This is a genomic window from Mesorhizobium sp. M4B.F.Ca.ET.058.02.1.1, assembly GCF_003952505.1.
GTDB lineage: Bacteria > Pseudomonadota > Alphaproteobacteria > Rhizobiales > Rhizobiaceae > Mesorhizobium.
On record NZ_CP034450.1, the window covers coordinates 3,186,157 to 3,211,853 of the forward strand.

Genomic DNA, 25,697 nt, shown 5'->3' on the forward strand with positions numbered 1-25,697 from the left:
GCAACGATGCCAGAGTTGGTGACACGCATCGCCTGGCCTGATCGGGAGGAAGAGTGCGGCCCGAAAAGACCGGCAGCCAATGCAATCTGCCTATGGACTTCATGCCACCTTGGCATTTCGGCTGAAGAAGAAGATGCGGCAGTCTCCTCACCAGTCGCCCCGCCAGCGACTTTGGGATGGAGACCAAGAGATGCACGTCCAGTCCGGAACGCGAATTGACCAGGCCATCATTCCCGGGACGCGTTCCCGGCTGGAAGAGGGGCAGTCTGTCGACATCATCCTGGCAAGTGATGCACACGGCGCCTTCGTCTGGGGCGTGCTCGACCGCCTGCTGGATGAGCCGAACCTTGTCTTCAGCGCAGTTACAGCGTCCGGTTTCGGAGCTGTGGAGGCGGCGGTCCTGGCCTACGGCTTGAGCCTTGGCGGCCGGCGTGGCGCTCGGATGGCGCTCACCAACTTCTGGCGGCGCGTCAGCCACGCCTCGATGTTCTCCATCGACAGAGCCAGTCTGCTTCGATCGATACTGGAACAGTCGATCGACATCGAGCAACTCCGCGACGAGCGCTGCCCGGTGAAACTCGGCGTCCTGGCCGTCAACGCCGGCACCGACGCCGTGAAGGTCTTCACAGGCGAGCAATTGTCGATCAACGCTATCGTGGCGGCAGCCACCGTCCCGTTCCTCTCCCCGCCTGTCGAAATCGACGGCGACAGCTATTGGGGTGATGGCGAACTCTCGCAGTTGCCGCCTGCTCGGTCGCCGAAAACCAGCCATCGCCTGATCATCGCAGGTAGGCCTTCACTGTTCACGACACTATGTCCGGATCGCAGCTTCTCCTCCACCCATTGCACGACCAAATGCGCGCCGGTTCACACCATCTTCGACAGTCAATACCGAGGTGGGGCTGCGCTCTTCGCGAGACCCTGGATCGACTGGGGTGAACTGACTGGCATGCGTGACAGAGGTCGGCAATGTGCCGAAGGCTGGCTTGTCGCCGATCTTTTCGGCATCGACGAACGCCCAGCTGTCGGCTGCCGAGTCCAACACATATAGGCGCGCCTCCCTCCCGCCTAGCAGCGTCTGCTTCGCATACTCCCGAACGCAGGCGCCAAGCCCTCCGGTGGCCCCGCCGGAGGGCTTTTTCGCATCGCTCTCCAGAACATAGTGGCCGCGTATCAATTCCATGCCGAGACAGCATTTCAGCTCGGCATCACGATCGGAGAGAGTGCATGCAGACGGGCCCTGCAGGCCGGTCTTTCCCTCGAAACACCAACCAGGAGACAAGCCTGTGATCAACACCAAGACCCTCATCGGATCGGCCCTCGCGGCCGCCACTTCGCTCGCCGCGACGGCGGCCTACAGCGGTCCCTCCGCCAAGCCCGGCTTCGCCTTCGAGAAGTGCTACGGCGTCGTCAAGGCCGGCCAGAACGACTGCCAGACCGCGACGCATTCATGCGCCGGCACCGCAACCACCGACAATCAGCCGGATTCCTGGCTCTACGTGCCCGCAGGCAGCTGCGCCAAGATCACCGGCGGCAGCGACAAGCCGAAAGCCTGAACGATCCAGACTTCGAACCGACCCTCTTGAATGGAGCAGACCGATGTCCCGTGCGTTTCAGCCCCTCGCGATCCCCGCATCAGCGGGCATCGGTCTTCGCTCCCCCCACATCTCGGAGATGCTGACGCGACGGCCCTCCGCCGGCTGGCTCGAAGTTCATGCCGAGAACTACATGGGAGACGGCGCCTGCGTCGAGGCGCTAGAGCGGCTGCGTGAGATCTACCCGCTCTCGGTGCATGGCGTTGGCCTGTCGCTCGGCAGCGCGCGGGGAGTTGACCGTGCCCATCTGGAGCGCCTGCGCAAGGTCTGCGCGCGCTTCCAACCCGATCTGGTCTCGGAGCATCTCGCCTGGAGCGTTGCCGACGGCGCCTATCTCAACGATCTCTTGCCGCTGCGCTATGACGAAGAGGCGCTGGCCGTCGTTGCCCGCAATGTCGAGACCGTCCAGGACACGCTGAAGCGGCAGGTGCTCATCGAGAACCTGTCGGCCTATCTGGCCTTTGCGGACTCCTCGATGAATGAGGCCGAATTCCTGGCCGAGCTGGTGGCTAGAACAGGCTGCGGCCTGCTGCTGGACGTCAACAACGTCCAGGTTTCGGCGCACAATTTGCAGTATGACGCCAAAGCCTTCATCGATGCGCTGCCGGCCGACGCGATCGGCGAAATCCATCTTGCCGGCCACGCGATCAATCAGGTCGGTGCCGACACCGTGCTCATCGACGACCATGGCTCGCGGGTGCCGCCGGTCGTCTGGGCGCTCTACCAGCATGCCGTGGGCCGGCTCGGACCGCGCCCGACGTTGATCGAATGGGACACCGACGTTCCCGTTCTCGACGTGCTGCTTGGCGAAGCGATGTGGGCCGACATGCTGACCGCCTCGATCATGTTCAACCGTCGGCAGGTTGCGAGACGCAACCAAACGACCGAAGCCCGGTCGGCGCCCATCCGCCTTTCTCTCGAAGGTGAAACGACGACCAGCATGCCGGTGCTTGCGGCGTTTGCCGCTGCCAGAGCCGCCAGGCCGTCCATGTCCGCAGCGTTGCCGTCAATTGAGGAGGAATACCATGCTGCCGCTTGAACTCCTGCAGACCACCCTGGCGCGATCGGTGCTCGCCATGGAACCAGTCGCAGCCGCAAATGTGCTGACCGCCGGCAGGGCCGATCCGTTGGCCCGCCTGCGCATCTACCAGAACAACACGCGCAGTTCGCTGACCGCGGCGCTGATGGCGGCTTTTCCCGTCACCGTCCGGCTGGTAGACGAACGCTTCTTCCGTTATGTGGCGAGCGAGTTCATTCGACGCCACCCGCCGGTTGAATCCCGTCTTTCGCGCTATGGGGCCGGCTTCCCGCGCTTCCTGAAGACGATCGACACGCTGTCTGACATGCCGATCGTCGCCGAAACGGCGCGGCTCGAATGGGCCATAGCGGAGGCACTCGATACGGCTTCGCTGCCGCCCCGCAGCCTCGCAGAATACGACAACACCGACCTCGGGTCCTCGCCGGATATCCTGCTCCAGCCTTCACTGCGGCTGATCGTCTCGCACTGGTCGATCCTGTCGGTATGGATGGCGCATCAACAGGAGACGGCGGCCGACGAAAGCACTACCTGGACAAGGCGTCCCGAACGTGTGGCGTTGTGGCGATCGGGGAACTACGTGCGGCTTTTTCTGCTCGACCGCGCGAGCTTCGCCTTCTGGCATTCGCTGAAACACGGTCTCGGCCTCGAGCATGCCACTGGCCGTGCCCTGGCTCTCGACCCGACCTTCGACCTGGTTTCCGCCCTTATGCGTCTGTTCCGCGACAGGCTCGTCACCAACGTGCGAGTCGCCGCGAATTCCCCCTCAAATTGATGGAGATGGTCATGACCGCAATATCCGAACACTCCTCGTCCAACCCGGCCGGCTTTGTCGGCTTCTACAAGCGTATCATCAAGCTTCCCGAACACATTCCGTTTTCGCTGGTCCAACTCGCCGCACGCGTCGCGGTCGCGCATGTCTTCTGGCAGTCCGCGCAGACGAAGCTCGTATCCTGGCCGGTGACGCTGCAGCTTTTCGCCAACGAATACAATCTGCCGTTCATCGACCCGTCGATCGCGGCGCTACTGGCCACGGCGGCTGAACTGACGGGCTCGGTGTTGATATTCCTCGGGCTGTTTTCGCGCCTCGCTGCCCTGATGCTGATCGGCGTCGTCTCCGTCATCCAGATCTTCGTCTATCCGGAGAACTGGGCGGAGCACCTGCTATGGGCGTCGTTGCTGCTGCTCGTGCTGGCACGCGGCGCCGGTGTGTTCTCGCTAGACTATGTCGCGGCGCGGGTTCTCTCGGCGCCTGGAAGGTGAACATTCCGACCGAGGGGGAAAAGCACGGCGCGCATCTTCATCGATCACGCCCACCCCGAGCCCAACAGCTTCAACGGCGCCCTGACCCGCGCCGCACAGGGTTGTCTGCGGCGGGACACGAAGTTGTTGTCTCAGATCTCTATGCTATCGGCTTCAACCCAATATCAGATCGTCGCAACTTCACGACGATACGCGACGCAAACTACTACCGTCAGCAGTCTGAGGAGGCGAACGCGGCTGCCCATGACGGGTTCGCGCCGGACATCCAGGCGGAGATGGGCAAGCTTTTCTGGTGCGACGCCTTGATCCTGCAGTTCCCGCTCTGGTGGTTCGGGCTGCCGGCGATCCTCAAGGGCTGGGTTGACCGAGTGTTCGCGTCCCGGCGGCCGCATCTATGGCGGCGGCAAATGCTATGATCGCAGCGTCTTTGCGGGAAAACGAGCGATGTGTTCCGTCACCATCGGCGGACCGCCGCCGATCTATTCAGGCTGTGGACTGAACGGCCCAATCTCGGAGATCCTGTTCCCGTCAACCACGGAATGCTCCATTTTTGTAGGCTTCACGGTTATCGAGCCTTTCCTTGTGCACGCACCAGCGCGCATCAGCGACGGTGAACGCCAGAGGTGGCTCGATCGTTACCGCGAATGCGTCCTCAGCCTCGCGAATGCTCCGACGATCACGCATCCGAAGCTCGCGGACTTCGACGACGCCCATGTCCTGAAATCGGTGTGAAAGATGGGCACAAGCCCTTGCATGTCAAGGACTTCAGCGATTTCAATGGGATAGGCTGGTGCTGCGAGAGAGGATTGAACTCTCGACCTCTCCCTTACCAAGGGAGTGCTCTACCACTGAGCTACCGCAGCCGATGGCGGGGCTTCTGCCATAACGAACCGGCGAGCGCAAGGCCAAGAAAAACCTAAAGTGTCGCGCTTCATCGTCGCAAAACCGCCACGCGGTTTTGGGCGGCATGACCCTGAGTGTTGCATGTCGTTGTCCCGAAACCACTGCGCACTTTTTGGGCGACATGCATTGGCAATGCCGCGGCTGTGGAAGCCGCCTTCCTCGACATGGCCGCGCCACAATGTTGGCTATGCCTCAGCAAGGTTGGCTAGTCAGCCGGCCGGGGATGGGACGATGAATGACAAGGCAAATCCACCGAAAAAAGGCGCAGGCGACCGCAAGGACCGGCTCGCCGAAGCCTTGCGCGCCAATCTCGGGAAGCGCAAGGCGCAGTCGCGCTCGCGCCGCTCGGGCGACGCCGACAAGCGGCGCGCCAATGAGCCCGATCAGCGGCCGGAAGGATTGCCGACTGCTGGAAAAATGCACAAGGACTAGCCCAAACCCGGCCACACTGCTCCGCCACACTCGGCGCAGGGGACCCAGAATCCTTGAACCAAGCCGGCCAATGGTCTAGACGGGCCGATACTCAAACGATTGAACCGGCCGTTCCGGCCGAGGGGACATTCTCTCATGGATCGCATCAGAATTGTCGGCGGCAACAAGCTCGCCGGAAGCATTCCGATCTCCGGCGCGAAAAACGCGGCATTGCCGCTGATGATCGCCTCGCTGCTCACCGACGACACGCTGACGCTGGAGAACGTGCCGCATCTGGCCGATGTCGAGCAATTGATCCGCATCCTCGGCAATCACGGCGTCGACTATTCGGTCAACGGCCGTCGTGAGAAGCAGCAGGAAGGCTATTCGCGCACCATCAATTTCTCCGCCCGCAACATCGTCGACACCACGGCGCCGTATGAACTGGTGTCGAAGATGCGCGCCTCCTTCTGGGTGATCGGGCCGCTGCTGGCCCGCATGGGCGAGGCAAAGGTGTCGCTGCCGGGCGGCTGCGCCATCGGCACGCGCCCGGTCGACCTGTTCCTGGAAGGCCTGCAGGCGCTCGGCGCCGATCTCGACGTCGACACCGGCTATGTCATCGCCAAGACCAAAAACGGCCGTCTCGTCGGCAACCGCTATGTGTTCCCGAAAGTGTCGGTCGGCGCCACTCATGTGCTGATGATGGCTGCTTCGCTGGCCAAGGGCGAGACGGTGCTGGAAAACGCCGCTTGCGAACCCGAGATCGTCAACCTCGCCGAATGCCTCAACGCCATGGGCGCCAGGATTTCCGGCGCCGGCACGCCAACCATCACCATCGATGGCGTCGAGGCGCTGTCGGGGGCCCGCGTGCGCGTCATTCCCGACCGCATCGAGACCGGCACCTATGCGATGGCGGTGGCGATGACCGGCGGCGACGTCGTGCTCGAAGGCGCCCGACCAGAATTGCTGCAGACCGCGCTCGATGTCATTTCCGAGACCGGCGCCGAGATCACGCCGACCAATTCCGGCATCCGCGTCCGGCGCAACGGCGCCGGCATTGCGCCGGTCGACGTGACGACGGCGCCCTTCCCGGCCTTCCCGACCGATTTGCAGGCGCAGTTCATGGGCCTGATGACCATGGCCAAGGGCAAGTCGCGCATCACCGAGACCATCTTCGAGAACCGTTTCATGCATGTGCAGGAGCTCGCCCGGCTCGGCGCCCACATCACGCTTTCCGGCCAGACGGCCATCGTCGACGGCGTCGCCAAGCTGAAGGGCGCGCCGGTGATGGCGACCGATCTGCGCGCCTCGGTCTCGCTGGTCATCGCTGGCCTTGCCGCCGAAGGCGAGACCACGGTCAACCGCGTCTATCACCTCGACCGCGGCTTCGAGCGGCTGGAGGAGAAGCTTTCCGGCTGCGGCGCGGTGATAGAGCGGATTTCGGGCTGACGGCCGCAAGGCACCCGTTGCAGACAAAGAGGCCTTCAACTCGTTTTGGAATGGCCAATTGTTAAAAGTCGGCGCCGCCCCTCATCCGCCTGCCGGCACCTTCTGCCCGTAAACGGGGGAGAAGTCCGCTGGCAAACCTGAGCCGGTTGCCTTGACAGAAACCCTGTGCGGTTGCGCGGAATGGAAAGACCGCCTAACACGAAGCTTGAAACCAACGTTAGGTACAAATTCCGCATGGCTCTCAAGCTCATCGCGCTCGACGACCAGGACCTGGGCATCGTCTCGGCCCATGTCCAGGACGCCGTGATGAAGGTCTCGGACCTCGAATTCCTGCCGGCGGCCAAGCGCTTCGTGCTGACCATGAACCGTTTCGTCTGGGAGGCGAAATCCAGCCTGTTCCGCCAGCACAATGAGCGGCGGCAGGCGGTGCTGCATTTCGACCGCGTGCTAGGCGCCAAGACCAGCGGTATCGCCCGCGACAAGCCGGCCGAGGTGCTGTCACTTTTGGCGATCAGCTTTGTCGAAATCAGCAAGCCCGCCGGCATCGTCGAGCTTATCTTCTCCGGCGGCGGCACGATCATGCTCGATGTCGAGTGCATCGAGGCGCGGCTTGCCGACATAGGCGGCACCTGGGAAGCCTCCTCGCGTCCCGTGCACAGGGCTTGAGCGCAGCAGATGGCCATCACACTCAGCCATTCCGACGCCGATTTCGAGCAGCGTTTCGCCGCCTTCCTGACGACCAAGCGGGAGGTGTCGGCCGATGTCGACGCCGCGGTGCGCGAGATCGTCCAGTGCGTGCGCGCCGAGGGCGACAAGGCCCTCATCGACTATACGCTGAAGTTCGACAAGGCCGACCTCGCCAAGCTTGGCGTCGCCGTCTCCAAGGATGACATCGCCAAGGCCTATGCCGAGGCCGATCCGCAAACGGTCGAGGCGCTGCGCTTCGCCCGCGACCGCATCCGCTCGCATCACGAGCGGCAGAAGCCGAAGGACGACCGCTACACGGACGCCGCCGGCGTCGAGCTCGGCTCGCGCTGGACGGCGATCGAGGCTGTCGGGCTCTACGTGCCGGGCGGTACCGCAAGCTATCCGAGCTCGGTGCTGATGAACGCGGTGCCGGCCAAGGTTGCCGGCGTCGAGCGCATCGTCATCGTGGTGCCGGCGCCGGGCGGCGTCATCAACCCGCTGGTGCTGGTGGCGGCCGATATCGCCGGCGTCTCCGAGGTCTACCGCGTCGGCGGCGCGCAGGCGATCGCCGCCCTTGCCTATGGCACGGACACGATAAGGCCGGTCGCCAAGATCGTCGGGCCCGGCAACGCCTATGTCGCGGCGGCCAAGCGCCAGGTGTTCGGCACGGTCGGCATCGACATGATCGCCGGACCGTCGGAAGTGCTGGTGGTGGCCGACGGCAGCAACGACCCCGAGTGGATCGCCGCCGACCTTTTGGCCCAGGCCGAGCATGACGTGTCGGCGCAATCGATTCTGATCACCGACGACCCCGCCTTCGGCAAGGCGGTGGAGGAAGCCGTCCAGCGCCAGTTGCAGAACCTGCCACGCGCCGAGACCGCCGCTGCAAGCTGGCGCGATTTCGGCGCCGTCATCCTGGTGCCGACGATCGAAGCCTCGCTGCCGCTGGTCGACCGCATCGCCGCCGAACATGTGGAACTTGCCATCGACGACGCCGAGGCCTTCCTTGCCAGGATGCGCAATGCCGGCGCCGTCTTCCTTGGCCGCCACACGCCCGAGGTCATCGGCGACTATGTCGGCGGCTCAAACCACGTGCTGCCGACCGCGCGCTCGGCGCGCTTCTCATCGGGGCTTTCGGTGCTCGATTTCGTCAAGCGCACCTCGATCCTCAAGCTCGGGCCGGAGCAGCTGCGCACGCTGGCGCCGGCGGCGATCGCGCTCGCCAGGGCGGAAGGGCTTGATGCGCATGGCCGTTCCGTCGCGATCAGGTTGAACATGTAGCGATGTCCGACTACGACCAAACCCGCGCCAGGCTGATCGATGTCGAGCTCGACGAATCGATCGGCCGTTCGACGCCCGATGTCGAGCACGAGCGGGCGGTGGCGATCTTCGACCTGATCGAGGAAAACAGTTTCCAGCCGGTCAATGACGACGGAGCCGGACCGTACAGGCTGAAGCTGTCGCTGGTCGATTCCCGGCTGGTCTTCGCCGTGGCGCGCGAGGATGGCGCGGCCGTCGTCACGCACATCCTGTCGCTGACGCCGCTGCGGCGCATCGTCAAGGACTATTACCTGATCTGCGAAAGCTATTACGACGCCATCCGCTCGTCGACGCCGAGCCATATCGAGGCGATCGACATGGGCCGGCGCGGCCTGCACAATGAGGGTTCGCAAACTCTGATGGACCGGCTTGCCGGCAAGATCGACATCGATTTCGACACGGCGCGCCGGCTGTTCACGCTGGTCTGCGTGCTGCACTGGCGAGGCTAGGCCCTGGCCTCGCTGCCGCATTCGGTCCTCTTTCTGTGCGGCATGAACGCCGTGCGTTCGCCGATGGCCGAGGCGCTGGCGCGGCGCATGCTGCCCTCGGCCATCTTCGTCGCCTCGGCCGGCGTGCGCGCGGGCGAACGCGACCCGTTCGTCGACGCGGTGTTGACCGAGGACACGCTGTCGCTCGGTGAGCGCCAGCCGAGGACCATGGACGAGCTGGAGGACGACTATTTCGACCTGATCGTCACGCTGGCGCCGGAGGCGCACCACGCGGCGCTCGAGCTCACCCGCTCGCTCGCCGTCGAGGTCGAATACTGGCCGATGCCGGACCCGACGGATGCCGGCGGCACGCGCGAGCACATCATGGCCGCCTATCGCGATGTGCGCGAGCGCCTGAAGGCGCGCATCGCCAGACGTTTTCCCGCATCCGAGGCAAAAAGCGCCTTGGATTAAGCGTGTTCACAAGCGGACGATTATCATATAGGTTCCGCCGAAATTCCGGCCGGAGTCGGATGATTTCCGGTCGGTTCGGCCGGAAATCATCCGACTCCGGATCAAAGAAGTAGAGCATGATGTCGTCCGAAAACCGCTTGACACTTTTCGGCATCATGCTCTAGGCGCCGGAACCGAAATCCAAGCAAAGGTATCGAATGCCGAAGGAAGAAGTCCTCGAGTTTCCGGGTGTGGTCACGGAACTGCTGCCCAACGCGATGTTCCGGGTGAAGCTCGAAAACGAACACGAGATCATCGCCCACACGGCCGGCCGCATGCGCAAGAACCGTATCCGCGTGCTGACCGGCGACAAGGTCCTGGTCGAGATGACGCCCTACGACCTGACCAAGGGCCGCATCACCTACCGTTTCAAGTAACAGCCCGGCGCGACCCCAGATGAGCATCCTGCAGAAGCTCGTGCTTGCCTCGGGTTCGCCGCGCCGCATCGAGCTGCTGCAGCAGGCCGGCATCGAGCCGGACCGCGTGCTGCCGGCCGATGTCGACGAGACGCCGCTGCGCGCCGAGCATCCGCGCTCGCTGGCCAAGCGGCTTTCCAAGGACAAGGCCGAGAAGGCGTTCGCCTCGCTGAAGAGCGAGGACGACTATGCGCCGGGCTTCGTTCTCGCCGCCGACACGGTGGTGGCGGTCGGCCGCCGCATCCTGCCCAAGGCCGAGACGATCGACGACGCCGCCAACTGCCTCGGCCTGCTCTCCGGCCGTTCGCACCGGGTCTATTCCGGCATCTGCCTGATCACGCCGGGCGGCAAACTGCGCCAGAAGCTGGTCGAGACCCGGGTGCGCTTCAAGCGGCTGCCGCGCGAGGAGATCGACGCCTATGTCGCCTCCGGCGAATGGCGCGGCAAGGCCGGCGGCTATGCCGTGCAAGGCCTCGCCGGCTCCTTCGTCGTCAAGCTGGTCGGCTCCTACACCAACGTCGTCGGCCTGCCGCTCTACGAGACGACGGCCCTGCTTGCCGGCGAGGGCTTCAAGGTGCATGCGAGCTGGCTCACCGCGCGCCCATGAGCCTGGACGACAAGGTCACGCCGCTGCGCCCCCGGCGCCCCTGCCCCGAATGCGGCAAGGCATCGGTGCGCGAGCACTATCCGTTCTGCTCGGCGCGCTGCAAGGACATCGACCTCAATCGCTGGCTGAAGGGCGCCTACGTCATCCCCGGGCGCAACGCAGAGGAAGAAGGCGAAGGGCCGGAGCAAAACCCGGCGCCCAAGGACGAGCCGTAAGCGCACGATATCAGCTGTTTTGCCGCCGTCTTTCGGTGGTTTTCTTTTCCCGGCTGAAATCCGTGCTTAGGCGCTGGACAGGCTGAATTCCCGTGCTATAACCCACGCGCTTTCTAGGGGCGCCGGCGGCGTCTTCAAGAAATCCGGCCTGCGAAATCTCGTTTGCCGGCGAGGCCCAGATAGCTCAGTTGGTAGAGCAGCGGACTGAAAATCCGCGTGTCGGTGGTTCGAATCCGCCTCTGGGCACCATTTTTTCCTCACAATGTCCCAACCACTACCGGGCGCCTTGCGCCAGACGCCGATTGGCGGGATGCTGCCGCAGGCGAACCGGGGGGCAAACCGGCACGCCGGATCGATATGGCTGCTGGAATGTCTGATGCCGCGAGCTTGCTTCGCCCTTGTTGCCATCGTTGCCTTGATGACGCCGTTAGAGGCAGGCGAGCGCGCGTCTCATCTGCTTGACCACGCCAGTCTCGCGACAGCCTATGCGCGGGAATCGGACACCGTCACTGCCTACACGACCGCAATGGCGCGCTTCCGCCTGCAACTCGGAACACGTCCCGGCCAAACCGGCCTCGCGGTTCCTCTTGAGCCGCGGCTGTTGCGGACCGAATTCAGCCAACGGACATGGCGCTCGGCGGACGGCAGCCTGCTGCAGGGCTTCGCCGGCAAGGGCGGCTTCCGGCTGACCGCCGGGAACTGCCTTGCCCAGATCTGCCTGGCCAGCGAATGCAGCGACGATGGCTGGCCGGTCTATGCCTGCAGCGACGGGCGCAAGCGCAAGATGTCCGTCACCGACTTCGTGACGGCGGTGTTCGACGGCGTGCCCTACCGGCGATTGAGCGCGCCTCCGGCGAAGTGACGTCGCAACACGTCGATCTTTCTGCCCGACAGGTATACGGCAAAGACCGGCCTACCTCACCGCAAACGCTGCCTGCACGGCGCGGTTGACCGTCACCGGCAGGATCGACATGTGGTTCTCGCCGGCAGCTCGAAGCTGGCGCTGATGCGGGAGATGGCGTCCAGCCGCTCGGCCATCAGGCGGGCGAATTCGTCGGTGCGCGTCACCTGCTTGTGCTCCAGGCGCTTCTGCTCATCCTCGGCGCCGACCTGGAACGGCGCCAGCTTTTCCGTCTCGTATTCGCCGGCCGACAGGATCACTTGCGCCTCCAGCCCCTCGGGTCTGGCTGTTTCGAAGGCCTCCAGAAAAAGGATCGATGGCGCGGTCTTCCCAATGGCGATTGTATATTTGACAGACCCGTTGCCTGAATCCGGGGTGCGCTGTTATGTGAAAAGCCCATGAAACCCAATAAGTATATGATGCGAGCCGTTATGGTCGCTACGGAGCTTGCTCTAGTCTGGTTGGTTGCCCAATCCTTTTGGACGGGCAGGATTCCTCTCAAGGATCACCCCGTAGAGCGAGCTCTTGACCCATTTACTTACTGGGTTGAGTTGGCCGTGATCACTTTCGCCATCATAACCCTGCCGCTCTGGATGCTCTACCGCGAGCGGCAGGAGCCTAGGCCATGAGTTGGTTTGTTTTGGCAGTCGTGATTGTCGGGCTTGTTGTTCCGGCTATTCTGGCTGCGGCCTATTATTGGACCGACCTCGAAACCCGTAAAGGCCGTGGGTGGAATTGGCTGCGAGGCAAGGGCTTTTAGCGCGCCGGCCCTGTCCCGTTCCACCGGATGTATCGGGCTTTACTCCGCCGCAGCCTCATCCGCGCCGCGACCGGGAAGCGCCGACACCTTTTCCAGCAGGCCAAGAGCGCGAGCCAAAGTGTCGGGGGGTACCAGCTTATATGCGTCTGGATTGGGCGCGATGAAATGCCTGCCATTCGGCGCGCGCCAAAGACAACCACTCTTGGTGCACGGGCCAATTTTGGCGCAGCTTCGCTCCAGCAGCGCTGCCTCTTGGAACAAAATCGTGAACAGTGGTGTCGGCGATCGGGGCGGGGGACGCCGTCGGCAGGGCGGACATTTCTATCTCCACTGGGGCAAGATCAGCGGCGGCGAAGCAGCCCCATCAGCACCGGGCCGCTGATCAGCGTGGCGACGAGACCGGCCGGAATCTGGCGCGGCAAGATCGCGGTGCGGCCGATCCAGTCGGCGGCGACCATGATCAGCGCGCCGAGGAGCACGGCGCCCACCGCCTGCGGCAGCGCGCGCGAAAGGCCGAGGCGGCGGGCGAGATGCGGCGCCATCAGGCCGATGAAGGTCAGCGGACCGACGATCAGGGTCGAGGCGGCGGTGAGCGCGGCGACCATCAGCAGGACGGCGAACCGGACTTTTCGCACGTCGAGGCCAAGCGCCATCACCGCGGCGGCGCCGAGCGGCAGCATGTCCAGCCAGCGGATGAAGAGGGGAGCCACGAGGAACAGGCAAAGCGCGGCGGCCGCAGTGAGCAGCGCCGAGTCCGCATCGACGCCGTAGGTCGAGCCGGTCAGCCAATTGAGCAGCAGCATGGCGCGCGGGTCGCCGGTTGCGGTCAGCACCAGGATCAGCGCATCGAACAGAGCGGTCAGCGCGACGCCGGCGAGCAGCAGCCGCTCCGGCGCGTAGGCGGCGCGGCTGCCGAGCGCAAGTGTCGCCGCCAGAGCAGCGAAGGCGCCGACGGTCGCCGCCATCATCTGCAGCGGACGGCTGGGGCCAGCCACGGAAAACAGCGCCGCCATCATGCCGAGCGCAGCACCCGCGCTGATGCCTAGCACTTCGGGGCTGGCCATCGGATTGCCTGTCAGGCGCTGCATCATCAAGCCGGCCAGCGCCAGCATGGCGCCGGCGGCAAGCGCGGCCGAAACGCGCGGCAGTCGCCATGACAGCAAGGGTGCCAACTGGTCGCCGAGGACGAAGCTCCAGCCGTGCGGCCCCGGTCCGTAGCAGAGCACAAGCGCGAGCAGCAAAAGGAGCGACAGGCCGATCGCCGCCAGCAGGGGGCCAGGAGGGCTCGCGCGCGGCAGCCGTTCGGCGATAGGCGCTGGAAGCTCGGCGCCAAGCGCAAGGCGCGGCAGCAGCCAGAGCAGCAGCGGCGCGCCGAGAAGCGCCGTGATGGCGCCGGTCGGCAAATGATCGCCCTGTGGCCCGGTCAGCAGTTGCACGCCCTGGTCGGCGGCCCATAGCAGCGCGGCGCCGATCAACGGCGCCATGACCAGCCGCTGGCCGAGCCGGCGGGCGCCGCCTATGCGGGCAAGGGCCGCCGCCGCGAGGCCGACAAAGCCTACGACGCCAACGGCCGCGACGACAAAGGCAATCAGCGCAACGGCAGCGGCAAGCCCGGAAAAGCGATAGACGCCGAGCGGCAGGCCGAGGCTGCGCGCGCCCTCGTCGTCGAGGCCGAGCAAGGTCAGCGGCCGCACCATCAGGCCGATCGCCAATGCCGCGAGGCTCAGACGCGGCAGGAGCCACAGCGTGGTCTTCCAATCCTGCTGACCGAGCGAGCCGGAGCCCCAGATAAACAGGTTGGCCAGCCATTCGTGCCTGAGCACGATAAGGGCGGCGCCAATCGCTCCGGCATAGAGGCTGACAACAAGGCCGCCGAGCACGACGGACAGCGGGGACAGGCCTTTGTGCCAGGACAGCGCGAAGACTGCAGCGAGCGCGACAAGGGCACCTGCAAGCGCCACCCATTCGCGACCGAAGGAAAGCAGCGCGGGCGAGAAAAGCGTGGCCAGCGCCAGTGCCAAATAGGCGCCGGCCAACACGCCGACGGTCTCCGGCGAGGCGAGCGGATTGCGCAGCACCTGCTGCAGCACCGTTCCGGCGAGGCCGAGGGCCGCGCCGCAAAGCAGGCTGACGGCAAGCCTCGGCAGGAAGGCATAGTGGACGAGCACCTGCCGCATGTCGTCGATTTCGGGTAAAGCGAGCGCCTTGAGCCAAAGCGCCGGCGGCAGTTGAACGGCAAGATTGGGAATGGTCGCCGCCACGGCCAAGGCCGCGAGCGCAGCGCAAAGCAGGATGGCTACGGTCGGCTGGCCACCGGCGCGCGGGACGATGAGACCGGCCGTACCCACTTTGCTTACCGCCGCATCAGCCATTGCCGTTTTCTCCTGTCATCGCCCTGGTCAGCACGCGGGCGAAGCGGGCGGCGGAAGGAAGCCCGCCGAACATCAGCACGGCGGGCAGGCGCATGATCGATCGGTTGCGCACGAAGGGCATGGCGTTCCAGACCGGGCTTTCGGTCAGCGTGCCGCCGGCGCCCTCGGGCATGGGCTCGAGAAAGGCGAGACGCGCATCGCTCGCTGTCGCCAGGCCGTCGATGCCGACGGTCGAAAAGCCCCAATAATTGGTCTCGCCGGTCCAGGCGTTGCGGATGCCGATGCGGTCGAACACCGCCTGGAAGAGACTCCTGGCGCCATAGACGCGCACATTGCGCGGATCGAGGAAGTTGACGATGTAGACCGGCCTTGCCGCCAGCGGCGCGAGTTTCTGCCTGGTCTCGGTGAAACAGGCCTCGGTCGCCGCGATCAGCGCCTCGCTTTCGGCCTGCCTGCGGGTCAGCCTGGCGAGCTCGCGGGTCGCCTCGACGGCTAGCCGGTAGGGTTCTCCGGCCTCGGTGTAGAGGCCGATCGTCTTCACCGGCGCGACGCGCTCGAGCTGCGGCTTGATGCCGTCGAGATAGGGAATGGACAGGATGATGTCGGGCTTCAGCTGCTGGAGGAATTCGAGATTGGGCTCGAGCAAGGTGCCGACATCGGCGATCTCCGGCGGCAGCGGCGGCTCGACCACCCAGGTCTCCCAGACCTCGCGATCGGCGATGGCGACCGGCCTGACGCCAAGCATCAGCAGGGTCTCGGCCAACCCGTCGTCGAGGCAGACGATGCGCAGCGGCCGCGCCTCGGCGGAGGCGGCCATGGGCAGCAGGAACAGCCCGAGCGCGGCGCGCCGGGTGATGTTGCCGCGCTTGGTCGTTCGCCTGTCGTTCTCCGGCACGATCCTGGTTTCCATGGACTTCCCGAAATCGGCCTATGCCGCCGATGCCAAGCTGACTATGAAACATGACATCTCCAGTCAACATTTAAGATGACAAAGTCGATCAGGATTTTGCAGCGGCACGATCCAGCTTCCTGAAGACGAATGGAACCCAGGCGGGTTGCGATCCCGCCGCCACCCGTGGCATCTGTCGCCGTCCATCGGGAAAGAACGCCGGATCATGGCACGACCGCAGCATACCACCAGACGCGCTGCGAGCGCGGGTGTCAGCCTCAGTCGCGCGCTGTCGAAGCTTGGGCTGTGCTCGCGCAAGCAGGCCGAGGTACTGATCGCGGAGGGCCGCGTGCGGGTGGCAGGCAAGGTCGCGCGCGATCCATCGCTGCGCATCGATCTCGACCGCGACCGCATCGCGGTTGACGGCGAGCAGGTCGTTGCCGAGCGCAAGGTCTATCTGATGATCAACAAACCGCGCGGGCTGGTCACAACCCGCGACGATCCCGAAGGACGCGGCACGGTCTACGATTGCCTCGAGGGGCTCGACCTGCCCTTCGTGTCGCCCGTCGGGCGGCTGGACAAAGCCAGCGAAGGCCTGCTTTTGATGACCAATGACACGCGCTGGGCGAACGGACTGCTCGATCCGGCCTCGCATGTCGACAAGACCTATCACGTGCAGATCGGCACCGCGCCCGACGACGCCATGCTGGCACGGTTTCGCGACGGCGCGACGGTCGACGGCGAACTGCTGACGGCGCGCTCGATCGAGCTGCTGCGCAGCGGCGGCCGCACGGCCTGGCTGGAGGTCGTGCTCGACGAAGGCCGCAACCGCCAGATCCGCCGGCTACTTGCCGCCTTCGACGTCGAGGTGCTGAGGCTGATCAGGGTGGCTGTCGGGCTCTTACAGCTCGGCGAACTCGCGAAGGGCAAGGCACGGCACCTGACGGTCGAGGAACTGACAATGCTTGAGGGCGACAGCGTCTAGCATTCCCCCTCGCCCGGATCGCCAACCGAATTGCGAAGGGCAATTCGGGGCATGCGACCTCCCCCGAGGGGAGAGGAGATCAGAGGCGCGGGCGCTTCCTCCTCTTCTCCCCTCGGGGAGAAGGTGGCCGCTAAGCGGCCGGATGAGGGGGACACCCGATCGGCTACCTCTGATTCCACCTGCGGATGACAGGCTCGCTCAAATCGTGCTCATAGCCGAGAACGCTGAGACTCGCCGTGTCCAGCACGAAATGTTCGCCGCCTTCAGGCGGCAGTCCGATCCACCGCGCCGCGAGCACGCGCAGGAAATGCGCGCTCGAAAAGATCAGGACATTGCCAGCGACAACGCGGAGCCCGGCGATGATGGCATCGGCCCTGGCGCCGACATCGGCGGCCTGCTCGCCGCCGGGACAGCCGTCGCGAAACACGTTCCAGCCGGGGCGACCGGCGACAATCTCCTTCGTCGTCACGCCTTCATAGGCGCCGTAGTCCCATTCCTGGAGGTCCGGGTTCTTCACAGCACTTTCCCCGAAGCCGGCAAGTTGGCAGGTGTCGAAGGCACGCTGCGAAGGGCTCGACCACACCGCCTGGAAGGACAGGCCCTTGAGGCGATCGGTGAGGCCGCGGGCGGTCTCCTCACCCTTCGCCGTCAGCGGAATGTCGGTGCGACCGGTGTGCTTGCCCGAGGCGCTCCATTCGGTTTCGCCATGGCGGATCAGGTAGATCTCGGGAAATTTGCTGCTCATTGCCGGCCCCTCGGCGCTGGTGACAAGGCCGGACGACCAGCCCGCGCCAGCCTATGCGGCGACCGGCAAAAAGAACAGGCCGCGACCGGTTTTACCGGCCGCGGCCTCTCCATGCTTGGGAGGCGCCTGACGGGGTCAGGCTGGCTGGAGACCGCCCGACAGCGCCAAGTCGGCTTCTTCCGGCAACTGGCCAGCCATGGCGGCGGCGAATTGCGTCTGGTCGAGCTCGCCTTCCCAGCGCGCCACGACGATGGTGGCCACGGCGTTGCCGACGAAGTTGGTCAGCGCCCGGCATTCCGACATGAAGCGGTCGACACCGAGGATCAGCGCCATGCCGGCGACCGGCACCGAAGGCACGACCGAGAGCGTGGCGGCCAGCGTGATGAAGCCGGCGCCGGTGATGCCGGCGGCACCCTTGGAGCTCAGCATGGCCACCAGCAGCAGCAGGATCTGGTCGCCGAAGGTGAGCGGTGTGTCGGTGGCCTGAGCGATGAACAGCGCGGCCAGCGTCATGTAGATGTTGGTGCCGTCGAGGTTGAAGGAATAGCCGGTCGGGATGACCAGGCCGACCACCGACCGGTTGCAGCCAGCGCGCTCCATCTTGGCCATCAGGCCAGGCAGGGCGGCTTCCGAGGACGAGGTGCCGAGCACCAGCAGCAGCTCTTCCTTGATGTAGCGGATCAGCGCCAGGATCGAGAAGCCGTTGTACCATGCCACCGCGCCGAGCACGACCAGCACGAAGAGCAGCGACGTCAGGTAGAAGGTGCCGATCAGGAAGGCGAGGTTGGCGATCGCGCCGATGCCGTATTTGCCGACGGTGAAAGCCATGGCGCCGAAGGCGCCGATGGGGCGGCCTTCATCAGGATGGCGACGAGGCGGAAGATCGGCGCGGTGAGCGCCTGCAGGAAGTCGACCACCGGACGACCGCGATCGCCGACCAGGGCCAGCGCGACGCCGAACAACACCGAGAAGAACAACACCTGCAGGATATCGCCCTGCGCGAAGGCGCCAGTGATGGTGTCGGGAATGATGTTCATCAGGAAGCCGACGATGGTCGTGTCATGCGCCTTCTCGGTGAAGGTCGACACCTTGCTGGCGTCGAGCGTCGCCGGATTGATGTGCATGCCGGCGCCGGGCTGGACGACATTGGAGACGACGAGGCCGACGACCAGCGCCAGCGTCGAGAAGAACAGGAAGTAGATCATCGCCTTGCCGGCGACCCGGCCGACCTTGTGCAGGTCGGAGACGCCGGCAATGCCGGTCGCCACGGTCAGGAAGATCACCGGCGCGATCACCATCTTGACCAGCTTGATGAAGGCGTCGCCGAGCGGCTTCAGCGACGCGCCGATGTCGGGATAGAAATGGCCGAGCAGAATGCCGGCGGCGATAGCCGCCAGGACTTGCACATAGAGATGCCGATAAAAGGGTATCTTGCCGCGCGGCTCGGCGGCAGCGAATGCTGTCTGCATGACGTCCTCCGTTGCGCCCCGATCGAAAGGCTCGACCTCCCGGGGCATTTGACCTCCAACAGCCTCGCGGCTGCCGATTCCGTCTTTGCAACCCGCGTGCCAGTTTCCGTCGGCGCGGACTTACTTTGATTTTGTTGGTTTTTTTCGAGCCGCTGGCCGCCCGGTCTGGCGGCGGCGTGCGGCCATCCGCATGGGTCGAATTGTGTTTTGTGCGAAATCATGCACAGATGGGCGATGCTGCAGCGCCCCGCAGCCGGCGCCATTGCCGGCCTTTCTCCAACGCCCGAGCAGCTCGGCAAAAGGGCGCGCCGAGCGTGGCTGCTGTTTGCCGGCGTGGCCCTCGCCATCATCGCCGCGGCGCTCTACGGCGCCGGCCTTTATGGCCGCGCGGTCGAGGTCGACGCGCTTGCCGCGCAGGGGCGCACCGACGCCAACCTGAAGGTGGCGCTGCTCCGCGCCGTGCTGGAAAACCCGCGCGCGCTGCCGCTGCTTCTGTCTGAGGACCAGCAGGTGCATGACGCGCTGACCGCGCGCACCAATGCCGCGATCGACGTGCTCAACCGCAAGCTCGAAGGGCTGGTGTCCGGCACCAAGGCGTCGGTGCTCTACGTCACCGGCACGGACGGCCTGGCGGTCGCGTCGAGCAACTGGCGCGAGCCGACCAGCTTCGTCGGCAACGACTACGGCTTCCGCGCCTATTTCTCCCGCGCCATGCAGACGGGAACCGCCGAGTATTTCGCGCTCGGCAATGTCAGCAAGCGCCCCGGCCTCTACATCTCGCGCCGTGTCGGCAGCGCCTCGGCACCGCTTGGCGTCGTTGTCGTCAAGATGGAGTTCGACCAGCTCGAGGCCGACTGGCACGAGGCCAACCGGCCGGCCTATGTCAGCGACGAGCATGGCGTCGTGCTGATCACCAGCGTGCCGTCCTGGCGCTTCATGACGACGGCGCCGCTTGCCGGCGCCTCCCTTGCCGAAATCCGGGACAGCCAGCAGTTCGGCGACGCGCCGCTGGTGCCGCTGCCGATCACGCGGAGGGAACCCTTGAGCGCCGACGTGTCCATAGTGCATGCGATCACGCCGGGCGGCAGCGATGGCGAATATCTCAGGCTGTCGACGCCGGTCGCCTCGACGCCGTGGCGGCTCGACTATCTCGTTCCGGCCGAGGCGCCGATCGCCGCCGCCCAGCGCGAGATGCGGCTCCTGGCGCTCGGCGTCATCGGGCCGCTCATCGGCCTTGCCGCCTATCTGTTATGGCGCCGGCAATCCGCGCAGATGCGGATCGCCGCCGAACAGGCGACGCGCGCCGAGCTCGAACGTCGTGTCGTCGAGCGCACCGAGGATCTGAGCCGCGCCCGCGATCGCCTGCAGGCCGAGATCACCGACCATCGCAGCACAGAGGCCAAGCTGCAGGTGGTGCAGCAGGAGCTGGTGCAAGCCAATCGACTGGCCATCCTCGGTCAGGTCGCCGCCGGTGTCGCTCATGAGATCAACCAGCCGGTGGCGACCATCCGCGCCTATGCCGACAATGCGCGCGTCTTCCTCGACCGCCAGCAGACGGCGCCGGCCGAGGAGAACCTCGATGCCATCGCGGCGCTGACCGAGCGTATCGGCACCATCACCGACGAGTTGAAAACCTTCGCCCGCAAGGGCCGCACGGCGGCCGAGCCGGTCGAGTTGCGCGGCGTCATCGAGGGCGCGGTGGTGCTGCTCAGAAGCCGTTTCGCCGGCCGGCTCGACGCGCTCGATATCGCGCTGCCGCCGCCCGCACTCAAGGTCATGGGCAATCGGGTGCGGCTGGAACAGGTGCTGATCAATTTGTTCCAGAACGCGCTGGAGGCGCTGGACGGTCGCGACGGCGCCAGGGTCGAGGTTTTGGTCGAGGAAAAAGACGACGGCGTCGTGCTCAATGTCTCGGACAACGGGCCGGGCATTCCGCCGGCGATCCTGAAATCGCTGTTCACGCCCTTCAACACCTCGAAGGAGAAAGGGCTGGGGCTAGGTCTCGTCATCTCCAAGGACATCGTCGCCGACTATGGCGGACGCATCGAGGTCGCGAGCGGCGCCGAGGGCACGCGTTTCACCATCCATCTTGCGAAAGCGGCGTAGCATGGCGACCAACGACCCCGCCCCGGTCATCCTGATCGACGACGACGCCGATCTCCTGAAGGCGACAAGGCAGACGCTGGAGCTCGCCGGCTTCGCGGTGTCGGCCTTTTCGATGGCGCGAGAGGCTCTGGCCGGGCTCGACGCCGGTTTCGCCGGCGTGGTGGTGTCCGACATCCGCATGCCCGAGATCGACGGACTGCAGCTTTTCGACCACATCGTGGAGGTAGACCCGGACATCCCTGTCATCCTCGTCACCGGCCATGGCGACATCGCGATGGCCGTGAAGGCGATCAAGGACGGCGCATACGACTTCATCACCAAGCCCTTCGCGGCCGACCGGCTTGCACAAAGTGTCTGGCGGGCGGCCGAAAAGCGCCGCCTGGTGATGGAGAACCGGGCCTTGCGCGAGGCGGCCGAGCAGGCGCAGGACAGCCTGCCGCTGATCGGCCAGACGCCGGCGATGGAGCGGCTGCGCCGCACGCTGAGACAGATCGCCGATACCGATGTCGACGTTCTGGTGACCGGCGAGACGGGCTCCGGCAAGGAAGTGGTGGCGAGCCTGCTGCACCGCTGGAGCCGCCGCGCCCAGGGCAATTTCGTGGCGCTGAACTGCGGCACGCTGCCGGAGACGGTGATCGAGAGCGAATTGTTCGGCCACGAGGCAGGCGCCTTCACCGGCGCACAGAAGAAGAGGATTGGCCGCATCGAGCATTCAAGCGGCGGCACGCTGTTCCTCGACGAGATCGAGAGCATGCCGCCCTCGACCCAGGTGCAGATGCTGCGGGTGCTGGAAATGCGCGAGGTGACGCCGCTCGGCACCAATGAGGTGCGGCCCGTCGACCTGCGCGTCGTCGCCGCCGCCAAGGTCGATCTTGGCGATCCCGGCCAGCGAGGTGCCTTCCGCGAGGACCTTTACTACCGGCTGAACGTGGTGACGCTGTCGATCCCGCCGCTGCGCGAGCGCCGCGACGACGTGGCCCTGCTGTTCGGCTATTTCGCCGAGCGTGCGGCCGCCCGCTTCCAACGCTCGATGCCGGCCGTGCCGGCGGCGGTTACCCGCCATCTGAGAGAACATGACTGGCCCGGCAATGTGCGGGAGCTCGCCCATTTCGCCGAGCGTTTCGTGCTCGGGCTTGAGGACAGCGCCGGCGCGCAACAGCCTGCCCCGGCCGAATCGGATGCTGCCATGCCGCTGCCCGAACGGCTCGACCGCTACGAGGCCGAGATCATCCGCGAGACACTTGGCCGCAATGACGGCGATGTCCGGCGCACGATCGAGGCGCTGGGGATTCCGCGCAAGACCTTCTACGACAAGTTGCAGCGGCACGGCATCGTGCGCAGCGATTTTTCCAGATAATTCAATCGGGTGGAACGGAAAGCAGGGCGCGGCCGTTTGAAAGGCGCCGCGAACCGTGGCACGTCGGCACCAGATAGTCCCGAAGATCGCGGCGGAGTCCCCTGGCGAGGTGCGTTCGGGTTGCACTTGGCCGATGTTGATGGTTTGTTGCCGGGCAGCGGAGATTAAGTGATGCGAGAACCCGTCGGTCAAGACGAATATGGGTCGACCAGTCCCTTCGATCCGGACGAACTGTCGAATTTGAACGCGATCGGCCCGGCCATGGGGAGTGGCAACGACTTCGAGAAATACGCCGTCGCGGTGATCATTGTGTTCGGCGCGCTGATCATCGGCGGACTGATGGCCGCCTCGATGACCTTCGGCCACCGCAACGGCTTCCTGTTCGCGCTTGGCGGGGCAACATCCGCCTGGATATCGGGCAATGCGCTGCTGCTCGACCGGCCCCGCCTCTATGCCCTGTTCGTCGGCATCGCCGCCGTCATGCTGCTGGCCTCCACGTTGACACTGGTCGTCTGACCGGGCCTATCAACCAGGGCCTGGTAGCCAAGCGCCTCGCCAGCCGCGGCGCGGCTGTCGATGGCGCCGTTGTAGCGGGGCCGCCTGGCCCCAGCCACCATCAGGGCTTAGCAGCAATCAGAACATAACCCCGCGTGCGGTTAGCATTGTCCGAGTCTTGCGTGTTCATTGCGTTAAATAGGTCGGCTGTCGTCACCCAGACGGGGGATATTTGTACCGAGCAACGTCGAGGATGAGGAAACGGTCGGTCTCGGCATCATAAGCGGCCAAGGGTGAGATGTGGCCGCCTTTTTCCTGACCCATGGCTTTGCGCAAGTAATTGACGATGACAAAGTGCCTTTTGGTCGCGAGATAGCCTCGGACCTCCTTGCGGAAGGTGTCCATGCTGCTGTCGGCAGCATGTCGCACCTCAACCTGCACGGGCTGCAACGCAAGAAGGCCACCCAATTCATCTAAAGTCATGCCCTGCTTTTTGATTGTCTCAGCCGGAATGACCTGCTCGCTGCGGGCATCCAGAAGATTGTCCTGAGTGAAGGTGCTGTAGGGGTCATACTCGGGCACCGGTGGGGCTGGAACGCCAATGGCATTCAGAACCATGACACTGCTGGCCACCCCACAAAAAGCTTGGTTCTTCTGGGTGACGAAATTTATGGCCAGCGTAAAATAGGCTTCGCGGGCATCGGCCTCGATCAAGAGCGCTTCACCGGCATCGGAAGCCGCCCCGATGAGATTTGCCGGCAGCGGCAGCGTCTCGGCTCTGGCCTCCATCGAGGCCAATAACGTGGCAAGCAATGCGAGTCGAATGACATGCTTCATGAACATCGTCGCGCTCCTCGGCTGATCACCCTTCGGCCTGACAAACTTGCTCCCAAGTCTCGCAGCTGTCCAGACGAGCTTCGGCGCCATGAGAGCCATCTGTGACCCCTGATGTCAGCGAACGGCGAAGACGGCGGCCGATGGCGTGAAGGCGAAGGTGAGCGAAAGGCTGACGGCGATCAGCGTCCGGCGGTGAGATGCATGGCGGGGACTCCGGGGCGTGGGGGACGCCTAGGAAAGACCCTTGGAGCGCGATAGTCCAATAACAATTGAATAATCGAAACGGCCCGCTTACCCCGCCTCCGCTGCGGTCTTTGTCCGAAGGATAGGAAATGCCCAAGCTCAGTGCTGCCCCTCATCGCCCTGCCGGGCACTTCTCCCCCTAGACAGTTAGAAGGGGCACTCATCGGTGGTTTCGATAATCGCCAGGCTAGCAGAACAGACGCCGAGGTCGCGGTCAGCTCTCTTCTCCCCGTTCACGGGGAGAAGGCGCCGGCAGGCGGATGAGGGCAGCACTGAGCTTGGCGATTGTCGAAAAACTGCCTTGAGCAATCGCCGACTTGGCTTCAAACAATGCCCCCACCGCCGCTGGCGACCGCAGGCCGCTCCGCCGCGACCTTCGCCCGGTAGCCGGCGGCGCGGTAAGCTGCGACCGGATCGATGGCGCCGCCGGTCTTCATCCGCGCCATGGCCAGGATCGGCTCGACATCGGTGCGATAGGCGGCTTTCAGCGTCTGCGTCGCCATCAGCGCGTCATTGGTCTCCTGGAAGCCCTCGAGCGCCCTGCGGTCGACCAGCAGCGCCTGCGCATAGGAGCGCTGCACTTCCACCGCCGACAGCATCAGGCTTTCGATCGGGTCGGTGACGTTGTGGCTCTGGTCGAGCATGTGCGCTGGGTTGAACCGGTCGGCTCCGGATAGCTCGGCGTCGACCAACTCGTTGAAGACCAGGAACAGTCGGTAGGGATCGATCGAGCCGGCATCGAGATCGTCGTCGCCATATTTGGAATCGTTGAAGTGGAAGCCGCCGAGCTTCTTGAACTGGATCAGCCGCGACACGATCATCTCGATGTTGACGTTCGGCGCATGGTGGCCGAGATCGACCAGGCAGTAAGCCTTGTCGCCGAGTTCTTTCGCGATGATGTAGTTGGTGCCCCAGTCCTGCACGACCGTCGAATAGAAGGCCGGCTCGTACATCTTGTGCTCGGTGAAAAGCCGCCAGTCGTCCGGCAGCCCGGCATAGATGTCGCGCATGGCGTCGAGATAGCGCTCGAAGGCTCTGGCGAAATTGACCTGGCCGGGAAAGTTCGAGCCGTCGCCGATCCACACCGTCAGCGCCTTCGAGCCAAGCGTCTTGCCGATCTCGATGCATTCGAGATTGTGCTCGACCGCCTGGCGGCGCGTGCCGGCATCGGCATGCGACAGCGAGCCGAATTTGTAGGAAAGCTCCTGGTCCTTGGCGTCGGAGAAGGTGTTCGAATTCATGGCGTCGAAGCCGAGGCCGAAGCGCGACGCGGCCTGCTTCAGCCGCTTCGGGTCAGCCTTGTCCCAGGGGATGTGCAGCGAGACGGTCGGCGTCGCCTGGGTCAGCTGGCTGATGACTGCGCAGTCCTCGATCTTGTCGAAGATGTCGCGCGGCTCACCAGCACCGGGGAAACGGGCAAAGCGGGTGCCGCCGGTGCCGACGCCCCAGGACGGGATCGCCACGGCGAATTTCTCCACCTTGTCGCGGATAGCGTCAATGGCGATGCCGCGCCGGTCGAGGTGTTCGCCGAGCGAGTCGTAATCGCGTTCGAGGTCGCTCTTGCGCGCAGCGTTTTGGCTGGCGACGAGGTCGGCTGAGATAATGGTTTCGGACAACTGCTATTCCTCCCAAGACTACGTTCGGCTGGCGCTTCATCCGCCTGCCGGCACCTTCTCCCCGTGAACGGGGAGAAGG

Annotated in this window: 28 protein-coding genes, 2 tRNA genes and 1 pseudogene; 23 read left to right on the plus strand and 8 right to left on the minus strand. The window is 64.9% G+C overall.

Annotated elements, in window-relative coordinates; translation table 11 throughout:
• Window positions 1–109 precede the first annotated feature (109 nt).
• From EJ073_RS15680 to EJ073_RS32770, 7 genes are all read left to right on the plus strand, one after another.
• Window positions 110–1,051, plus strand: a complete 942-nt coding sequence (locus tag EJ073_RS15680; protein ID WP_190233861.1) for a hypothetical protein — start codon at window positions 110–112, stop codon at window positions 1,049–1,051.
• A gap of 235 nt (window positions 1,052–1,286) precedes the next feature.
• Window positions 1,287–1,556 (plus strand): DUF2282 domain-containing protein, encoded by a 270-nt coding sequence (locus EJ073_RS15685; protein WP_126056537.1) that lies wholly within the window; start codon window positions 1,287–1,289, stop codon window positions 1,554–1,556.
• A gap of 43 nt (window positions 1,557–1,599) precedes the next feature.
• Window positions 1,600–2,634 carry a DUF692 domain-containing protein gene (locus EJ073_RS15690; RefSeq protein WP_126056538.1) on the plus strand — a complete coding sequence of 345 codons (1,035 nt, stop codon included), beginning with the start codon at window positions 1,600–1,602 and terminating at the stop codon, window positions 2,632–2,634.
• Complete coding sequence (locus EJ073_RS15695; RefSeq protein WP_126056539.1) at window positions 2,621–3,406, plus strand: DNA-binding domain-containing protein; 786 nt, start codon at window positions 2,621–2,623, stop codon at window positions 3,404–3,406. The genes EJ073_RS15690 and EJ073_RS15695 overlap by 14 nt, the downstream gene beginning before the upstream one ends.
• Before the next feature lie 11 nt (window positions 3,407–3,417).
• Entirely contained in the window at window positions 3,418–3,894 is a 477-nt protein-coding gene (locus EJ073_RS15700; RefSeq protein ID WP_126056540.1) for a DoxX family protein, read from the plus strand.
• A complete protein-coding gene (locus tag EJ073_RS32765) occupies window positions 3,891–4,310 on the plus strand; it encodes an NAD(P)H-dependent oxidoreductase (RefSeq protein ID WP_210211292.1) in 420 nt (139 codons plus the stop codon). Before EJ073_RS15700 ends, EJ073_RS32765 begins: the two co-directional genes overlap by 4 nt.
• A 28-nt stretch (window positions 4,311–4,338) precedes the next feature.
• The gene (locus EJ073_RS32770; protein WP_127400780.1) at window positions 4,339–4,626 is read left to right on the plus strand and encodes an NAD(P)H-dependent oxidoreductase; all 288 of its coding nucleotides are present in this window, start codon (window positions 4,339–4,341) and stop codon (window positions 4,624–4,626) included.
• 56 nt (window positions 4,627–4,682) lie between these two features.
• On the opposite strand, the gene EJ073_RS15710 is transcribed toward EJ073_RS32770, so the two are convergent.
• Window positions 4,683–4,757, minus strand: a tRNA-Thr gene (locus tag EJ073_RS15710).
• 271 nt (window positions 4,758–5,028) lie between these two features.
• On the opposite strand from EJ073_RS15710, the gene EJ073_RS15715 reads away from it, so the two are divergent.
• From EJ073_RS15715 to EJ073_RS15770, 11 genes are all read left to right on the plus strand, one after another.
• The gene (locus EJ073_RS15715) at window positions 5,029–5,229 is read left to right on the plus strand and encodes a hypothetical protein (RefSeq protein ID WP_126056541.1); all 201 of its coding nucleotides are present in this window, start codon (window positions 5,029–5,031) and stop codon (window positions 5,227–5,229) included.
• 135 nt (window positions 5,230–5,364) lie between these two features.
• Complete coding sequence (murA, locus tag EJ073_RS15720; RefSeq protein ID WP_126056542.1) at window positions 5,365–6,657, plus strand: UDP-N-acetylglucosamine 1-carboxyvinyltransferase; 1,293 nt, start codon at window positions 5,365–5,367, stop codon at window positions 6,655–6,657.
• A gap of 234 nt (window positions 6,658–6,891) precedes the next feature.
• Window positions 6,892–7,323 carry a DUF2948 family protein gene (locus EJ073_RS15725; protein ID WP_126056543.1) on the plus strand — a complete coding sequence of 144 codons (432 nt, stop codon included), beginning with the start codon at window positions 6,892–6,894 and terminating at the stop codon, window positions 7,321–7,323.
• Between the two features lie 9 nt (window positions 7,324–7,332).
• Window positions 7,333–8,625: a histidinol dehydrogenase gene (gene hisD / locus EJ073_RS15730; RefSeq protein WP_126056544.1), complete on the plus strand. Its 1,293-nt coding sequence runs from the start codon at window positions 7,333–7,335 to the stop codon at window positions 8,623–8,625.
• 2 nt (window positions 8,626–8,627) lie between these two features.
• On the plus strand, window positions 8,628–9,113 hold the full coding sequence (locus EJ073_RS15735) for a UPF0262 family protein (protein WP_126056545.1): 486 nt from the start codon (window positions 8,628–8,630) through the stop codon (window positions 9,111–9,113).
• 42 nt (window positions 9,114–9,155) lie between these two features.
• Window positions 9,156–9,566, plus strand: coding sequence for a low molecular weight phosphatase family protein (locus EJ073_RS15740; protein ID WP_126056546.1), 411 nt, complete (start codon window positions 9,156–9,158; stop codon window positions 9,564–9,566).
• A 197-nt stretch (window positions 9,567–9,763) separates the two neighbouring features.
• Window positions 9,764–9,982 (plus strand): translation initiation factor IF-1, encoded by a 219-nt coding sequence (infA, locus tag EJ073_RS15750; RefSeq protein ID WP_006200926.1) that lies wholly within the window; start codon window positions 9,764–9,766, stop codon window positions 9,980–9,982.
• A gap of 19 nt (window positions 9,983–10,001) precedes the next feature.
• Window positions 10,002–10,628: a Maf-like protein gene (locus tag EJ073_RS15755; protein ID WP_126056548.1), complete on the plus strand. Its 627-nt coding sequence runs from the start codon at window positions 10,002–10,004 to the stop codon at window positions 10,626–10,628.
• A complete protein-coding gene (yacG, locus tag EJ073_RS15760; RefSeq protein ID WP_126056549.1) occupies window positions 10,625–10,843 on the plus strand; it encodes a DNA gyrase inhibitor YacG in 219 nt (72 codons plus the stop codon). Before EJ073_RS15755 ends, yacG begins: the two co-directional genes overlap by 4 nt.
• Before the next feature lie 173 nt (window positions 10,844–11,016).
• A tRNA-Phe gene (locus EJ073_RS15765) sits at window positions 11,017–11,092 on the plus strand.
• 61 nt (window positions 11,093–11,153) lie between these two features.
• Window positions 11,154–11,705 (plus strand): hypothetical protein, encoded by a 552-nt coding sequence (locus EJ073_RS15770; protein WP_245455649.1) that lies wholly within the window; start codon window positions 11,154–11,156, stop codon window positions 11,703–11,705.
• Window positions 11,706–11,797: 92 nt separating this feature from the next.
• On the opposite strand, the gene EJ073_RS32175 is transcribed toward EJ073_RS15770, so the two are convergent.
• Entirely contained in the window at window positions 11,798–12,004 is a 207-nt protein-coding gene (locus EJ073_RS32175) for a hypothetical protein (RefSeq protein ID WP_245455651.1), read from the minus strand.
• A gap of 365 nt (window positions 12,005–12,369) precedes the next feature.
• Between EJ073_RS32175 and EJ073_RS32775 the strand changes: the two genes are divergently transcribed.
• Window positions 12,370–12,504, plus strand: a complete 135-nt coding sequence (locus tag EJ073_RS32775; RefSeq protein WP_281033070.1) for a hypothetical protein — start codon at window positions 12,370–12,372, stop codon at window positions 12,502–12,504.
• Window positions 12,505–12,845: 341 nt separating this feature from the next.
• On the opposite strand, the gene fhuB is transcribed toward EJ073_RS32775, so the two are convergent.
• On the minus strand, window positions 12,846–14,876 hold the full coding sequence (gene fhuB / locus EJ073_RS15780; protein WP_126056550.1) for a Fe(3+)-hydroxamate ABC transporter permease FhuB: 2,031 nt from the start codon (window positions 14,874–14,876) through the stop codon (window positions 12,846–12,848).
• Window positions 14,869–15,786 (minus strand): ABC transporter substrate-binding protein, encoded by a 918-nt coding sequence (locus tag EJ073_RS15785; RefSeq protein WP_189347953.1) that lies wholly within the window; start codon window positions 15,784–15,786, stop codon window positions 14,869–14,871. Before EJ073_RS15785 ends, fhuB begins: the two co-directional genes overlap by 8 nt.
• Window positions 15,787–15,991: 205 nt before the next feature.
• Here EJ073_RS15785 and EJ073_RS15790 point away from each other — a divergent pair, with 205 nt between their 5' ends.
• Window positions 15,992–16,750 (plus strand): pseudouridine synthase, encoded by a 759-nt coding sequence (locus EJ073_RS15790; protein WP_126056551.1) that lies wholly within the window; start codon window positions 15,992–15,994, stop codon window positions 16,748–16,750.
• 163 nt (window positions 16,751–16,913) lie between these two features.
• Here EJ073_RS15790 and EJ073_RS15795 read toward each other — a convergent pair whose 3' ends face one another.
• Both EJ073_RS15795 and EJ073_RS15800 read right to left on the minus strand, forming a co-directional pair.
• Window positions 16,914–17,495 (minus strand): histidine phosphatase family protein, encoded by a 582-nt coding sequence (locus tag EJ073_RS15795; protein ID WP_126056552.1) that lies wholly within the window; start codon window positions 17,493–17,495, stop codon window positions 16,914–16,916.
• A 135-nt stretch (window positions 17,496–17,630) separates the two neighbouring features.
• Window positions 17,631–18,964, minus strand: a pseudogene (locus EJ073_RS15800) (dicarboxylate/amino acid:cation symporter).
• 234 nt (window positions 18,965–19,198) lie between these two features.
• Between EJ073_RS15800 and EJ073_RS15805 the strand changes: the two are divergent.
• The 3 genes from EJ073_RS15805 (at window position 19,199) to EJ073_RS15815 (ending at window position 22,943) form a co-directional block, all read left to right on the plus strand.
• The gene (locus EJ073_RS15805; protein WP_126056553.1) at window positions 19,199–21,070 is read left to right on the plus strand and encodes a sensor histidine kinase; all 1,872 of its coding nucleotides are present in this window, start codon (window positions 19,199–19,201) and stop codon (window positions 21,068–21,070) included.
• 1 nt (window position 21,071) lies between these two features.
• Entirely contained in the window at window positions 21,072–22,427 is a 1,356-nt protein-coding gene (locus EJ073_RS15810; RefSeq protein ID WP_126056554.1) for a sigma-54 dependent transcriptional regulator, read from the plus strand.
• 171 nt (window positions 22,428–22,598) lie between these two features.
• Entirely contained in the window at window positions 22,599–22,943 is a 345-nt protein-coding gene (locus tag EJ073_RS15815) for a hypothetical protein (protein ID WP_126056555.1), read from the plus strand.
• Between the two features lie 192 nt (window positions 22,944–23,135).
• Here the strand turns inward: EJ073_RS15815 and EJ073_RS15820 are convergent, their stop codons facing one another.
• Window positions 23,136–23,765: a phytochelatin synthase family protein gene (locus tag EJ073_RS15820; protein ID WP_245455653.1), complete on the minus strand. Its 630-nt coding sequence runs from the start codon at window positions 23,763–23,765 to the stop codon at window positions 23,136–23,138.
• A gap of 560 nt (window positions 23,766–24,325) precedes the next feature.
• Entirely contained in the window at window positions 24,326–25,618 is a 1,293-nt protein-coding gene (gene rhaI, locus EJ073_RS15825; protein WP_126056556.1) for an L-rhamnose catabolism isomerase, read from the minus strand.
• Between the last annotated feature and the right edge of the window lie 79 nt (window positions 25,619–25,697).